Source organism: Clostridium sp. (genome assembly GCF_018372875.1).
Classification (GTDB): Bacteria; Bacillota; Clostridia; order Clostridiales; family Clostridiaceae; genus Clostridium.
Genome location: NZ_JAHAIF010000065.1, coordinates 1 through 14,361, shown reverse-complemented (window position 1 = coordinate 14,361; position 14,361 = coordinate 1). Strand labels below are relative to the sequence as shown.

Sequence of the window (14,361 nt, the reverse complement as noted above, 5' to 3'; positions counted from 1 at the left end):
GAAATAAATACATATAAAGTTATGAATAAAATTTAAAATTATAAAAATAAGGCTGTATCAGCCTAAGGTAAAAAACCTTAATCTGATACAGCCCCATTTGTTGGTGGAGGCGAAGCATAACTAACCTCCATCTATATTCAATAAACCAACTTCAGTAAAAGCATCACTTATGGTACGCTTCACCATACAATATGTTAAACTTATCCTAGAGGTGGTTACAATGAAAAAGACTATAAAAGTTGTAGGAGCTATAATAGAAAACTCTAATTCAGAAATTCTTTGTGCCTTAAGATCTCCAAAGATGAGTATGCCAAACCTTTGGGAATTTCCTGGTGGAAAGATAGAAAAGGGCGAGAGTATTAGACAAGCTATTGAAAGAGAAATTAGAGAAGAATTATCCTGCAAGGTTAAATACATAGAAGACTTTAATGACAATACTCATGAATATGATAATGTTATAGTTAATCTTATTACAGTTAAGTGTAAGCTTATAGAAGGAACACCAACTGCAAGTGAACATTCTAAACTTATATGGCTAAAAAGAGAAAATCTTGATTCACTAAAATGGGCTCCTGCAGATGTTCCTGCTGTAGAAGAATTAAAAAAATCTCATAAACTGCAAGAATAACCTTGCAATTTATGAGATTTATTACTTAAGGAGCTATTGAGTATCCACCATCCACTAATAAACATTGACCAGTATAGTATTTGCTATCTGGACCTGCTAAAAATGCTATAACACGTCCAATATCATCTTCCCCATCTCCAAACCTCTTCATTGGTTGAGCTTCCATTATTTCTTTATATTTCTCAGGGAATTTTGCTGCCCATACCTTAGCAGCTGGACTTTCTGCACCTGGAAGAACACAGTTTACAATAATATTGTATTGAGCCCATTCCTTAGCTGCAATTTTAGTAAGTCCACGTATAGATTCCTTGTTACATCCATAAGCTAATTGCCCTGCATATCCAAACATACCTGTTGCAGAAGCAAAGTTTATTATTCTTCCTTCATTTTGGTCTTTCATATAAGGGAAGCATTCTTGCATCATATTTAATGAACCTATGGTTCCTGATTGCCAAGCTGTAAGCATTTGTTCATAAGTTGTATCTTCAACCTTAGCTGATCCTGGTAAACTTTGTGCATTATTTACCACAACATCAACAGTTCCATACTTCTCAACTGTAGCTTTTACTACTTTTTTAACATCTTCACGATTTCCAACATCACAAGTTATGGCAAAGCCTTGTCCACCTGCTTCTTCCACCTCTTTTACTGTTTGGACTATTGGATCTAGACGACGTCCTACACAAACAACCTTAACTCCACGTTTTCCAAGGTGAAGCGCTATCCCCTTACCAATACCTTGTCCTGCACCTGTAATAATAGCTACTTTCTCATTTAACTCTTTCATTAAAAAACCTCCATCCCATATATAAGTTCAGGCCTATATTTAATCTAGTCCAATTCTTAATGTGAGACCTTATAGAAAAGTATATTCCTCTTCGTATACATTTACAACATATTTTACCAATTTTAAATGTGTGACAACAAAGGAAACGTTATTCTCTCTACCAAATGGAATTTCATTACAATTCCAGATGTTTTTTCTGCAAGCTCATTGAAGCTCCTTCTTAGTAATTCATCATCTCTATATCCAATCTTATAATTATATTTTTCTCCTGAATTTCCACTAAAGCATTCATAAATTTCCCTTCTCATAAAACAATATTCATATACAGTATAACAAAAAAATAGAAGCTACATCTGTAGCTTCCATAATGAACACATACTCTATTAATATGTAACAAGCTCTATATTATTCTCTTCAATATAATCCTTTAGCCTATCATCACATAATGTTACTAATTCTTTTAATCTATAATTATTATAACTACTAATATTCCTTAATTTACAATCACTATATCCTGGATGAACCATAACCTCAATAAACTCTTCATCCTTATTCTCTTCAAAAAGATTTATAAGATTTTCAACTGTTGCATCTTCACCAAAGAAACCTGTAACATACTTAAACTTCCCATGTCTTCTACAAGTAAGATTATATTCCTTACATAGTCTTTCAGTAATTGGATATGTATACAACTTATCATGTACGCTATGATGAGAATCTATATGTGTTGGCTTTCTTTTAAATAATTCTATAAACTTATCTATTTGAGCCTTCCACTCATTATATATCTCATCTTTATCTAAGTTTTCTAATACTAAATACTTTTTGTTATAGAAGTTTCCATATTCATCACATATACTTTTACCATTAGTTAATGGTTTACCTAATGTTAAATTAAAATGAATACCAAAACCTAAGTACGGACAATTTTTTGCTTTTTCAACTGCTTTTTCTATATCATCAGAATTAACCAATACAGTTGTTGAAGATAATATTCCATTTAAATGACAAAATATTATTCCTTCTGTAATCCCATCTGTAAAACCATAATCATCTCCATTAATAACAACTTTCATAAATCTCATCCTCTCATAATTTATTATTAACTATTTATCTCCTTAGCAACAAAAGAGGTTAATAAATCTATAAAGACTGAAAAAACTACTGTATTTTCAGTATATATCTTTTCATTTTGGTTTTTACTGTTTGGTAACCAAATATAGTGCTCATAACTACTTTTATTTACAACCTTACTGTTCATAGTTATTAATGCAACCTTCATTTCTTCATTAAATATTTCCTTAATAAACCCTTTAGTAGATTCACAATTAGCACTAATTACTATAACTAAATCATCTTTATTTGCTACATTTATTAACTCATGTCTATCATCAGAAGAAAATGAATTGCAGTTTATACCAAATTTCATCAAATTATATTTTAAAAGCTCTGCTGAAAGCCTACTCTTATGAGTACCTATGGTAAAAACCCTTCTTGCCTTTATAATAGACTTTGCAAAACTTTCAAGTTCATCTTTATTTATAACTGTATCCAATTTTGAAATTAACTTTTTATATGATTCTAAAACTTGATAAGACATTTCAACATCATTTTTATCACTTAAAGCTTGTTTTTCAGCTTTATATAAATGCATTTTAAATGAACTAAAGTTATCATATCCAAGTTTTTGACAAAACCTTGTAATGGCAGGTTGAGATACCCCTATATCAACTGCCATATCAACTATTGTTCCTCTAAAAATTTCATAGGCATTTTCTTTTACATATTCATATATCATTAATTCATTTTTTGTAAAACTATCCTTTTTAAGCTCCATTAATTCATATGGGTTCATAAATTAAGACCTCCTAAAACTCATTATATAAATTATAACAAATCTTTAACCCCTTTTATAACCTTATCTATAAATATATCCGCTTCTCCTTCATTGCATCGAGAATTAAAGGTTTCAAAATATTTTCCATACTGCTCTTTGTTTACAAGATAATTGCAATATGTATTGGTATAACAAATAATTATAACCTTATAGTCACTAAAAGCTTCCTTTATTTGTTTTCCAAATGTACTAACAACATCTCCTGGAAGTGATACTATAATTACATCTCCTAAATTTATTATTGAGCTAATTAAATTAATGTTGAAAGACCCAAAACCTAATTTCAATTCACATCGTTTCTTTAGCATATTAAGCATAGGATTATCAACATTGCTTTTTAAAGTATTAATAGTTGTTAAATCATTTGAAAAATCACTATGAGTCGTATATTCTACTTCCTTGCTATTAATAAAATTCAAATTAATCTTTTCTGAAGTTACTTTTTCTTTTATTTGGTCTATAACCCCATTACTAACATATTTTAATTCATCTATACCACTTGCTCTTCTATAGAATCTAGTTGATACATCCCCTGTTGTTCCATTACATATAATAGTAGGTGCATTTGTAAGATTTGAATATTTCTTTCTTATCCATCCTAGTAAATCACTAGATAATAATAAATTACTACCATTTAATATAGTTGGATGAACTGAAATATTTAATAGAGAACATATAACTTTATCTTCTTTATAAAATTCTAAAATATTAATGCTTTTATCACTCCAACCATCTTTTTCATTCCTATTACCATATAATCCTTCAATAGAGCAGTTTTTATATGTAACTTTACATTCAATTTCATCTTGCAGAGCTTTATCAATAGATTTAATCATTTGTTCTTTAACTTCTAATTGAATATCTTTTTCAACTTTAGTGTTTTCAAAAACTAATTTGAAGAATGCTGGTGCAGAATGTGTATGAATACATCCAATTAAAATATTACTTTTTTGAATATTATATTCAGAAGAAATATAATTTCTTATATCTTCGCAAAAACTTTCTTCTAACATTATAGAGTCTAACATTGAAATAATTACTGGAGTATTGTTAGATACAATTACTAAAGTGTTTATTTCAATATTATCTAAAATTCCTTTGCTTTTCTCCTGTCTATCATACCCTGCCATATTTACTCTCTTTTTGGGAGTAACATCAATTTTATTAAAGCCAATCTTCATTTTTATCACCTCTTCTTACAATATATATTTAATCACAAAAGCCGTTTTTTGTAAATAATATTTATTTTTTTAAATTGAATATTGAATATATTATTCAGTGATGATATAATGATTTTGTAATAAAAAGCTTTACATTACACAAATTGACTTTTTTAGGAGGAAATATTATGAGTAAAGAAAAAGGATCAATGATGGAAAGATTTCAATCCTTTATGGAAGAACACATTCTACCAGTAGCATCAAAGATAGGAAGTCAAAGACACATGGCTTCTATTAGAGATGGTATGAGCTTACTTATCCCACTAACTATTATTGGAGGCGTTGCAATGATTTTAGCAATACCACCAATACCAGCCGGAATTGAAGGGACTAATTTTTTCTATAATTTCTTACTAGCATGGAAGGACTTTGCATCTAATTTCTATAATACATTGATGGTACCTTATAATTTAACAATCGGAATTATATCAGTTTATGTTGTAATGGGTATTTCCTATCAATTAGCAAGATCATATGAATTGAATTCTATAAATAATATGGTCTGTGCATTATTAGTATTTTTGTGTATTGCTGGTTTTCCTGAAAACGACTTAGTATTTAGTACATCACAACTTGGTTCTACATCAATGTTTGCTGGAATTATTATTGCTATCTTAGTAGTTGAAATTAATAGATTCTTTACAAGTCATAATATCTGTATTAAATTACCTAGTTCAGTGCCCCCAAATGTTGCAGCACCATTTAATGTTTTAATACCGACTATAGCTAATATAGTTTTATTCTTAGCTTTAAATTCAATATGTTTTAGTGCTATAGGTGGTGGATTAACTACATTAATATATAAGGTTATTCAACCATTATTATCTGCTGCAGGATCCTTACCTTCGATTTTACTAATAAACATTTTAATGACAACTTTCTGGTTCTTTGGTATCCATGGTGCAAACATGGTATCAATTGTTGTTACACCAATAACTACAGCTGCTTTAGCTGTTAACGCAGAAGCTTACGCAACTGGACAACCTTTACCTGAAATTTTTGCTGGTGCTATAAACTCTGTATTTGGTAACTGGATAACTTACACTGCGTTTTTAATTATTATGATATTTGTTTGTAAATCTTCACAAATAAAATCTATTGGTAAAATTGCATCTGTACCTACATTATTCAATATTAATGAACCAATGATTTTTGGTATACCAACAGTTTTAAATATACTAACATTTATACCACTTTTATTATGTTCAATTATAAATTTTACAACTGCTTATATATTAATGGATATTGGTTTCTTAGGTAGATTCTTTACTACATTACCATTTACTGTTCCTGGTCCACTACAAGCATTCTTAGCTACAATGGACTGGAAGACAATACCTGTATGGTTTATTTTACTAGCTGTAGATATAGTTGTTTGCTTACCATTCCTTAAAATGTATGACAAACAATTATTAGCAAAAGAAGCTGAAGAACAATCATAATAATAAGAGCGATAGACCTTCATAAGGGTTTATCGTTCTTTCTTAAAAATAGGGGGAATTATGGAATTAGGATTTATACTATTAAAACAAATATTAATCATGTTTATATTTATGGCAATAGGATATGTATTATTTAAAAAAGAAAAAATTACTACTCATGGTTCTAAAGATATAGGAACTTTACTTATATATTGCGTTATACCTATAATAATTATTAAATCTTTTTGGATATCATACTCTCAAGAAAAACTAGAAATTTTAATTTCTACTTTCTTTATTTCATTATCAGTATTATTAATTTCAATATTAATATCTTTTTTATTTTTTAAAAAGGATGGAGTTAAAAACTTTGGTGCTGCCTTCAGTAATGCTGGATTTATCGGTATTCCATTAGTAACTGCAGTTTTAGGGGGAGATTCTGTATTTTTTATAGCTTGTATTATTGCAGAACTAAACATATTTCAATTTACCTATGGTGTTTTTATAATGACAAAGAAAAAGGACGTTATATCTTATAAAAAGATATTAACTAACCCAATATTAATTTCTTTTGCTATAGGAATATTTATTTTTTTACTAAAGATTCCAGAAATTGATATAGCAACACAAACTATGTCTTTAATTAGTGGAATTAACACCCCTTTAGCTATGATAATTTCTGGGGTATACTTAGCACAAGCTGATTTAAAATTAATGTTTTCAAGTAAAGATTTATATTTAATTAGTCTTGTTAGACTTATAATTATTCCAATTGCAACTCTATTATTCTTAATGATTTTACCCAAAAATCTATATACAGCTAAACTTGCCATTCTTATTGCTGCAAGCGCACCAACAGGATCAAATGTTGCAATATATGCCCAGCAGTATGAAAAAAATTATTCATCAGCTGTACTTATTGTTTGTATTACTACAATACTATCAATTATAACTCTCCCTATAATAATCTCCATAGCTGCAACTTTATTTTAAAATAAAATGAGAAGGTATAATAATTTTACCTTCTCATTTTATTTAATTCATTTTTAATCATTCTAAATCCCAATATTCATATATTCATATATTTTTATATTTATATAAATATGCCCTTTATATTAAGCTTTCCTTTGCCATCCTTATAATATTAGATACCTCATCTACGTTCTCAACATTATAAAAAATAAATCTGTTTGGCATTACTCTTCCCCTATTTCTTCTGTTATCATATCCATTGTCATTATACATATCATAGTTTGTATATCCCATGTTAAATTCAATACTTCCTCTTCCGCTTCTCTCTTTATACTTATTTACAATCTCTGCATCCTTAAGATCTAAATATTGAAATGATATATTCTTACCCATATTACAAAATAAAATTCTCTTGTTAGTTACTGCATATACCCTATTCTTTATAGCAATAGCTCTTCTTATTGGTAAGCCAAAAACCATGTTTAATCCTACAAAAACGAAAACTCCTCCAAATAAAAGCATAACTAAACCTGCTCCACCTATATATGCAGTGTACTCCCAATAAAGTGCAAAGCTTAACCATACAATCATAAATAGTAATTGAAATAGGCTACCCTTTTCAAAAAATTTATATTTTCCTTTTCCACTCCAAAGTATTTGTTCATCACCTTGTAATTCATTATAGAAAACCTCTTTCATAATTCCATTTCCTTTCCTTTAACTTATTTCCATATTAATATTCTTAGATACATTTAACACCCCCCATTATTTGTATATAATAAAAATGAAAAGACAACCAAAAAGAAGGTGAACTTTAAATGAAAGATTTTATAATACTATTAGCATTATCAACTTTATCAAGTACTATATTTTCTTACTTATTCTATTGGTTAAACAATAGTAAATTAGGATTATTTAAATCAATCCAAAGAAAAATAGATACTTTAAATGAAAAAAAGAAACGTAATTTAAATCTATTTACTAATATATTATTAATAGTAATAGGTTTATTTTGCCTAGCTAATCACATAAACTTTTTTGTTACTGGTTTAATTTTAGGAATTATAATAGCATTTAACTTAGTGTGTTTTAGAGAATTAGAAAATATTTTTAAAAATGATAATAAGGATCAGCAGAACCATTAAGGGTATTAAATTATTAATAACAATTCAAAAAATCCCTAAGAATATAACTACTCTTAGGGATTTTTTTACTATTATATAAATAAATTTAATCCTGAATCTTCAGTTGCTCCTAAATATGAAGCTACTCCACCAATTTCTACACCTTCAATAAACTCTTCTTTCTTAATTCCCATAAGATCCATACTCATAGAACAAGCAACTACATTAACTCCCATATCAATTGCATTCTTTATAAGATCTTCTAAAGAATCTACATTATTATCCTTCATAATCTTTTTAATCATAGCAGGTCCCATACCCATCATATTCATTTTAGATAAAGGTAACTTACCTGGGTGACTTGGAAGCATACAATCAAACATCTTTTCTACAGTTTTCTTTTCAACCTTAGGCTTATCCTTACTCTTAAGAATATTAAGACCCCAGAATGTAAAGAACATAGTAACTTTTTTACCCATAGAAGCTGCACCTGTAGCTATTATAAATGAAGCTATAGCCTTATCTAAGTCTCCACTAAATACAACTAAAGTTGCTCCATCCTTTACTGTGCTACATGTAACCTCCTTATTTCCTTCTTTCCCCTTCTTTATATAAGCTACAAAATTTTTCTTTTCATCTTTATCTGTTTTCACTAAAGTATTTCCTGTTTTCTCACACCATGAACTTATATCCTTCTTAAAACCAGGGTCACTTGCAATTACCTTTAATACTTCCCCTTCATTTAAAGATTTTGTTTCTTCAAATACTCTTTTTATAGGTCCTGGACATTGTAATCCACATGCATTTAAAGTAACCTTTGCATTTACCTCTGTTATATCTAAATCTTTTTCTAGTGACATAGTTGCAACCTCTTCCTTAACATTATTATCCTCATTATAACTTTCTAAGGCTCTCTTAACTTGTAAATATGTCTTTACTCCACCATCTATATTGAAGGAATCATATCCATGTTGAGATAAAATCCTAGAAGCTATATATCCTCTTAAACCAACTTGGCAAGTTACATATATCTTCTTACTCTTATCTAGTTTGTCCAATCTATCCCTTAACTGTCCTAATGGAATGTTAATTGAATTTGGTATTGTTCCTGTCATTAACTCCATTTCTTCCCTAACATCTAGAATTATTGAATCCTCCAAATTTATATTATCAACTTCATTCCATTGAATTGTTTTTACATCACCATCCATAATATTAGAAGCATAATATCCCATCATATTAACAGGATCCTTTGCTGAATTATATGGTGGTGCATAACAAGCTTCCACATCTTGAAGGTCTTCTACCTTAAGGCCTCCCTTAATTGCAGTAGCAATTATATCAATTCTTTTTTCTACTCCATCCATTCCTACACCTTGAGCTCCATAAATTTCTCCTGTCTTTGGATTAAATAACATCTTATAAGCTATTGGAAAAGCTCCTGGGTAATATCCTGCATGAGAACCTGGATGAATATGAATAGCTTTATATTCAAGTCCTAATCTTTTTAGTGTTTTCTCACTATTTCCTGTAGATGCAACAGTATAGTCAAATACCTTTGCTACTGATGATCCTAAAGTCCCCTTATATTTAACCTCTTTACCTGAAATATTATCTGCTACTAATCTTCCTTGTCTATTTGCTGGCCATGCAAGAGGGATCATTGTTGGCTTTTTATTTACAAAGTCCATTATTTCAACAGCATCACCTAAAGCATAAATATTAGGGTCTGAAGTTTTCATATATTCATCAACTATAATTGCCCCTCTTTCATTTAATTTTAGCCCTGCTTCCTTTGCTATAGTTGTTTCAGGTCTAACACCTATAGATAGGATTATCATATCTCCATATATTTCTTTTCCACTTTTTAAAATAACCTTTTTACCATTATTCTTAAACTCTTCAACACCATCATTTAAAATTAAATCTACTCCATTATCAATTAAATGAGAATGTATAATACTTGCCATTTCTATATCTAATGGCCCCATTACTTGGTTACTTCCTTCAACTAAGGTAACATTAACTCCTTTTTCATGAAGATTTTCTGCCATTTCAAGCCCTATAAAGCCTCCACCAATTACAATAGCTCTCTTTGGCTTCTCTTCTTCTAAAAAGCTTTTTATATTATCCATATCTGGAATGTTTCTAAGAGTAAAAAGGTTTTTACAATCTTCTATTCCAGCTATAGGTGGTTTTATTGGCTTTGCTCCTGGTGATAAAACTAGGGTATCATAGCTTTCTTCATATACTTCACCAGTTCTATAATTTTTAACTCTTATCTTTTTTTCTTCTTTATTTATGGAGATAACTTCACTTAGATTTCTTATGTCTAAATTAAATTTTCTACTCATTTGTTCAACTGTTTGAACTATTAACGCTTCTCTTGTAGGAATCACATCCCCTATATAATAAGGAAGACCACAGTTAGCAAAGGATATATATTCTCCCTTTTCAAACATAATTATTTCTGCCTCTTCATCAAGTCTTCTAAGTCTAGCTGCAGTTGAAGCACCTCCTGCTACCCCTCCAACTATTAAAACTTTCTTTTTCATAATTCTATCTCCTTTAATGCTTTTCTTAATATACTCTATTATAGTTTTCCCTTTCATTTTCTTCTGTGACTTTGTCACATAACTAGTGGGGGGAATATTTATTTTGCTTGTTCCGTCGCTACTCTCCAAGTCACATCAAAACAAATATTCCCCCCACTCCTACTAAAGGTAAGGAAATTATTAAACTATATCCTCTAACTTATTCTTATCAAATAATTTAAGTCTTATTATTAATAAAAAAAGCTTCAAGAAACTTAATACATTTCTTGAAGCTTTTTAAGCCATTACTCATTTACAGGAAGAATATCATTTTTTCTCGTTCCGTCGCTACTGTCCAAGTCACATGGAAACAAATATCCACCCCACGCGTACTAAAGGTAAATACCACCTTTATTTTATATTAAATATAAAAGGAGAAGATATAAAACTATATCTTCTCTCCATACAAACTACTATTTAGATTTTTGATAACTCATCAATAAAAGCAGGTCTTTTTATAAACTTAGCTTTTAATTCTTTTACTATTTTAACTGTACCTATATCCCCAAATAACTGTTTATACCCCTTTATTACCTTACATACAGCCCTATATTTTTTTCTGTCACTTGCCATATCTGAAATTCTTTCAATATAAACTCTATAAATATATTCTACATCTTCTTTATAATCTTCCATTAATATCTCTGCAAAATCTTCTATGTATCTAATATCTTTTTTGCAAACCTCTAGTAATGCCTCTAAGTCATTTTCTTTAATAAGCATATCTATGTATAAAGAACTTATACCTCTTGTTTCTTTTAATAATTCTTCTTTTAAACCTAAATAATATTCTTTCCAATGACTTTTATGTATTTCTTTTAAATCTTCAAATATTTTCATATTACCATTAAAAAATAAGTATCTTCCTAGCTTTTCTACTTCTTCTAAGTTGTTTAACTCCTTATGGGCTAAATATCTATATGTCTTCCATCTATGTACAAGACCTATATACTCTTTATCTGATATTTCTCCATCTTCTGCTAGTTCTATTACCTTTTTATAATCCTTTAAATCTCTATACTTAATTATCATATTTTCTCTAAATGATGGATATTTTAAGTTCTCTTTAATTACTTTTTCAGCCTTTTCATTATCTTCAACATACTTATATAAGTTTAACTTTAAATTAAGAGCATGTTCTATAAAATATTTTTTATTCCAATCACTACTATTATTCTTCTCTATAAGTTCATCTATTTTTTCCTCAAACTTTTTTCTATTCTTTGCATCTTTACAGAAATAAATACAATTACTTATAGCTTCAAGCCTCCAATCGCTCCATCCATCATAAACTTCTTTATCCCCTTCATTTAGCAACATCTTAAATAGCATTTTTTTATCTTCTTGGCTAAATTCCTCTACATCCATACATGTTTCATCTATTAAATTAAATGCATAATCTATAACATCACCAATATCACCATTAGAATCATCCATATAATCTAAGGCATTTATCATTCTAGATATTACCTCTAAGCTAGTTTCTACAACAACAGCTGGTTTATGTAAATCATTATAATATTCTTTTGCATTATCAAGAACCTCTATTACCTCTGAAGCATAACTACCGCACTCTCTCCAATTAACAAATCTTCTTCCCATACCATATTTTCTAGTTATTTTAGTTAAATACTTTTTGTTCTTTTTTATTTCATCATTCACATCTAACACATCGTACTTCATAATTAGTTTATCTTCTATTTCTTTATACTCTAATGAAAGATCTTCTATTATACTTATTAATTCTTCTTTAGTAAACTTATTTAACAATTCATTTAATTTTTTACTCATATATCCACCTTCTTTTTTCTCCATTATAACTGTATATAAAGAAAATCCTCAAGTAATTTTTCATTACTTGAGGATTTTTTTTACTCATTTACAGGAAGAATATCATTTTTGCTGCACCAATCTAGTGCTACCTTTAAATATTCTATTTCTCTTTCTCTATCCCCTAATCCTCTTGATACATTGCAATAAGGAACTTCTATATAATTTTCTTCATTATCTCTAATATCTATTAAGCTTTTTAATACTTCCTCATCCCACTCTGGGTGAAAAATTATATCTAAACTATCTAAATCCTCTAAATATCCATATTCTTGCTCATCATACAGTACGAATTCTCCAGTTTCTTTATTATAATAATACTTCATATCTTCTGATGATAATTGTATTTGTGCTACTAATTCAGTTAAGTTAATTCTCATGCTATATCTCCTTCTTTATCTTTTGTGCGGAAATCATTATATCATAAAGAATTAGATAATTAAAATATTAAAATAGTCCAAATTTACTTGTTTTTTATTTTACTTTATTATAAATTAGCCTTTTCCCAATCTTCTTTAAATTTTTTAATGCCTGCATCTGTTAATGGATGATTAATTAGAGCTCTAATAACACTTGGTGGAAGAGTTCCAATGTTTGCACCAAGCTTTGCGGCCTCTATCACATGAATTGGATTTCTTATAGATGCTGCTATTATTTCTGTTTGGATATTATGAACATTAAATATTTCACTTATATCTTCTATAAGTATTAATCCATTTGATCCTATATCATCTAATCTTCCTAAGAATGGAGATACATAGCTTGCTCCTGCCCTTGCTGCTAGTAATGCTTGTGCTGCTGAGAATATTAAAGTAACATTTGTACGTATTCCCTTCTTTGATAGATATGAAACTGCTTTTAATCCATCATATGTCATAGGAATTTTTACAACTATGTTCTTGTGAATACTTGCAAGCTCTTCTGCTTCCTTTATCATATTTTCATAGTCCAAACTTATAACTTCCCCACTAATTGGACCATCTACTATAGATGCTATTTCCTTTAATGTTTCCTTTAAGTCTCTCTTTTCTTTTGCAATTAGGGATGGATTTGTTGTTATTCCATGTATAACTCCTAAAGAGTTAATTTCTTTTATATCCTCAATATTTGCTGTATCTAAAAATATTTTCATTTTTAATTCCCCCTTTATTTTAACTTTATTACTTCTTTTACTTTATTAACTATATTATTCGAAGTTAATCCGTACTTTTCTAATAACTCATTTGGCTTTCCACTTTCCCCAAATGTATCCTTAACACCAACTCTTAAAACAGGTACTGGACACTTTTCTGAAACAACTTCTGCTACTGCTGATCCTAGTCCACCTATTATACTATGCTCTTCAGCTGTCACTATAACTCCAGTTTCCTTTGCAGCTTTTATTATTAATTCTTCATCTATCGGCTTAATAGTATGTATGTTAATAACCCTTGCATTTATTCCTTCTTTAGCTAATTCTTCTTTTGCTTCTAATGCAGCTTCAACCATTATTCCTGTTGCTATTATTGCTACATCATTTCCTTCAGCTAAAGTTATTCCCTTACCTATTACAAAGTTATAGTTTGTTTCATCATTAACTCTTGAAACTGCCATTCTACCAAGTCTTACATAGCAAGGTCCTTCCATTTCTGCAACTGCCTTTATTGCAGCTTCTGTTTCTATATCGTCTGCTGGATTTATAACTACCATATTAGGTACACTTCTCATTAAAGATATATCTTCAATAGCTTGGTGAGATGCTCCATCTTCTCCAACTGTTAAACCAGCATGTGTTGCACATACCTTTACGTTTAATTTAGGATAACATATTGAGTTTCTTATTTGTTCAAAAGCTCTTCCTGCTGCAAACATTGCAAAAGTACTTACAAAAGGTACCTTACCACAAGTT

General features: G+C 29.2%; 15 protein-coding genes. 4 read left to right on the top strand and 11 right to left on the bottom strand.

What is annotated here, in order from left to right:
* Positions 1 to 220 precede the first annotated feature (220 nt).
* Entirely contained in the window at positions 221 to 628 is a 408-nt protein-coding gene (locus KIB46_RS14875; protein WP_291672899.1) for a (deoxy)nucleoside triphosphate pyrophosphohydrolase, read from the top strand.
* 25 nt (positions 629 to 653) lie between these two features.
* On the opposite strand, the gene KIB46_RS14870 is transcribed toward KIB46_RS14875, so the two are convergent.
* The 5 genes from KIB46_RS14870 to KIB46_RS14850 all read right to left on the bottom strand — a co-directional run bounded on the left by KIB46_RS14870 (position 654) and on the right by KIB46_RS14850 (position 4,493).
* A complete protein-coding gene (locus tag KIB46_RS14870; protein ID WP_049179624.1) occupies positions 654 to 1,415 on the bottom strand; it encodes an SDR family oxidoreductase in 762 nt (253 codons plus the stop codon).
* Positions 1,416 to 1,537: 122 nt separating this feature from the next.
* Positions 1,538 to 1,723, bottom strand: coding sequence for a hypothetical protein (locus KIB46_RS14865; protein WP_291672898.1), 186 nt, complete (start codon positions 1,721 to 1,723; stop codon positions 1,538 to 1,540).
* Between the two features lie 75 nt (positions 1,724 to 1,798).
* Positions 1,799 to 2,491, bottom strand: a complete 693-nt coding sequence (locus tag KIB46_RS14860) for a carbohydrate deacetylase (protein ID WP_291672897.1) — start codon at positions 2,489 to 2,491, stop codon at positions 1,799 to 1,801.
* Positions 2,492 to 2,517: 26 nt separating this feature from the next.
* A complete protein-coding gene (locus tag KIB46_RS14855; protein WP_291672896.1) occupies positions 2,518 to 3,270 on the bottom strand; it encodes a MurR/RpiR family transcriptional regulator in 753 nt (250 codons plus the stop codon).
* A gap of 32 nt (positions 3,271 to 3,302) precedes the next feature.
* A complete protein-coding gene (locus tag KIB46_RS14850; RefSeq protein WP_291672895.1) occupies positions 3,303 to 4,493 on the bottom strand; it encodes a neutral/alkaline non-lysosomal ceramidase N-terminal domain-containing protein in 1,191 nt (396 codons plus the stop codon).
* A gap of 167 nt (positions 4,494 to 4,660) precedes the next feature.
* Here KIB46_RS14850 and KIB46_RS14845 point away from each other — a divergent pair, with 167 nt between their 5' ends.
* Both KIB46_RS14845 and KIB46_RS14840 read left to right on the top strand, forming a co-directional pair.
* Positions 4,661 to 5,974, top strand: coding sequence for a PTS transporter subunit EIIC (locus tag KIB46_RS14845; protein ID WP_291672894.1), 1,314 nt, complete (start codon positions 4,661 to 4,663; stop codon positions 5,972 to 5,974).
* Between the two features lie 60 nt (positions 5,975 to 6,034).
* Complete coding sequence (locus KIB46_RS14840; RefSeq protein ID WP_291672893.1) at positions 6,035 to 6,946, top strand: AEC family transporter; 912 nt, start codon at positions 6,035 to 6,037, stop codon at positions 6,944 to 6,946.
* A gap of 117 nt (positions 6,947 to 7,063) precedes the next feature.
* Here KIB46_RS14840 and KIB46_RS14835 read toward each other — a convergent pair whose 3' ends face one another.
* Entirely contained in the window at positions 7,064 to 7,624 is a 561-nt protein-coding gene (locus KIB46_RS14835; RefSeq protein WP_291672891.1) for a PH domain-containing protein, read from the bottom strand.
* A gap of 119 nt (positions 7,625 to 7,743) precedes the next feature.
* Between KIB46_RS14835 and KIB46_RS14830 the strand changes: the two genes are divergently transcribed.
* Entirely contained in the window at positions 7,744 to 8,070 is a 327-nt protein-coding gene (locus KIB46_RS14830) for a hypothetical protein (RefSeq protein WP_156562809.1), read from the top strand.
* Positions 8,071 to 8,141: 71 nt separating this feature from the next.
* Here KIB46_RS14830 and KIB46_RS14825 read toward each other — a convergent pair whose 3' ends face one another.
* From KIB46_RS14825 to KIB46_RS14805, 5 genes are all read right to left on the bottom strand, one after another.
* Complete coding sequence (locus KIB46_RS14825) at positions 8,142 to 10,604, bottom strand: CoA-disulfide reductase (RefSeq protein WP_291672888.1); 2,463 nt, start codon at positions 10,602 to 10,604, stop codon at positions 8,142 to 8,144.
* A gap of 456 nt (positions 10,605 to 11,060) precedes the next feature.
* Positions 11,061 to 12,434 carry a hypothetical protein gene (locus tag KIB46_RS14820; RefSeq protein ID WP_291672886.1) on the bottom strand — a complete coding sequence of 458 codons (1,374 nt, stop codon included), beginning with the start codon at positions 12,432 to 12,434 and terminating at the stop codon, positions 11,061 to 11,063.
* Between the two features lie 80 nt (positions 12,435 to 12,514).
* Positions 12,515 to 12,853, bottom strand: a complete 339-nt coding sequence (locus KIB46_RS14815; protein WP_027099089.1) for a hypothetical protein — start codon at positions 12,851 to 12,853, stop codon at positions 12,515 to 12,517.
* Positions 12,854 to 12,960: 107 nt separating this feature from the next.
* Complete coding sequence (gene fsa / locus KIB46_RS14810; protein WP_027099090.1) at positions 12,961 to 13,605, bottom strand: fructose-6-phosphate aldolase; 645 nt, start codon at positions 13,603 to 13,605, stop codon at positions 12,961 to 12,963.
* A 14-nt stretch (positions 13,606 to 13,619) separates the two neighbouring features.
* Positions 13,620 to 14,361: transketolase C-terminal domain-containing protein (locus KIB46_RS14805; protein WP_291672882.1), on the bottom strand; the 742-nt coding region annotated here is incomplete at its 5' end.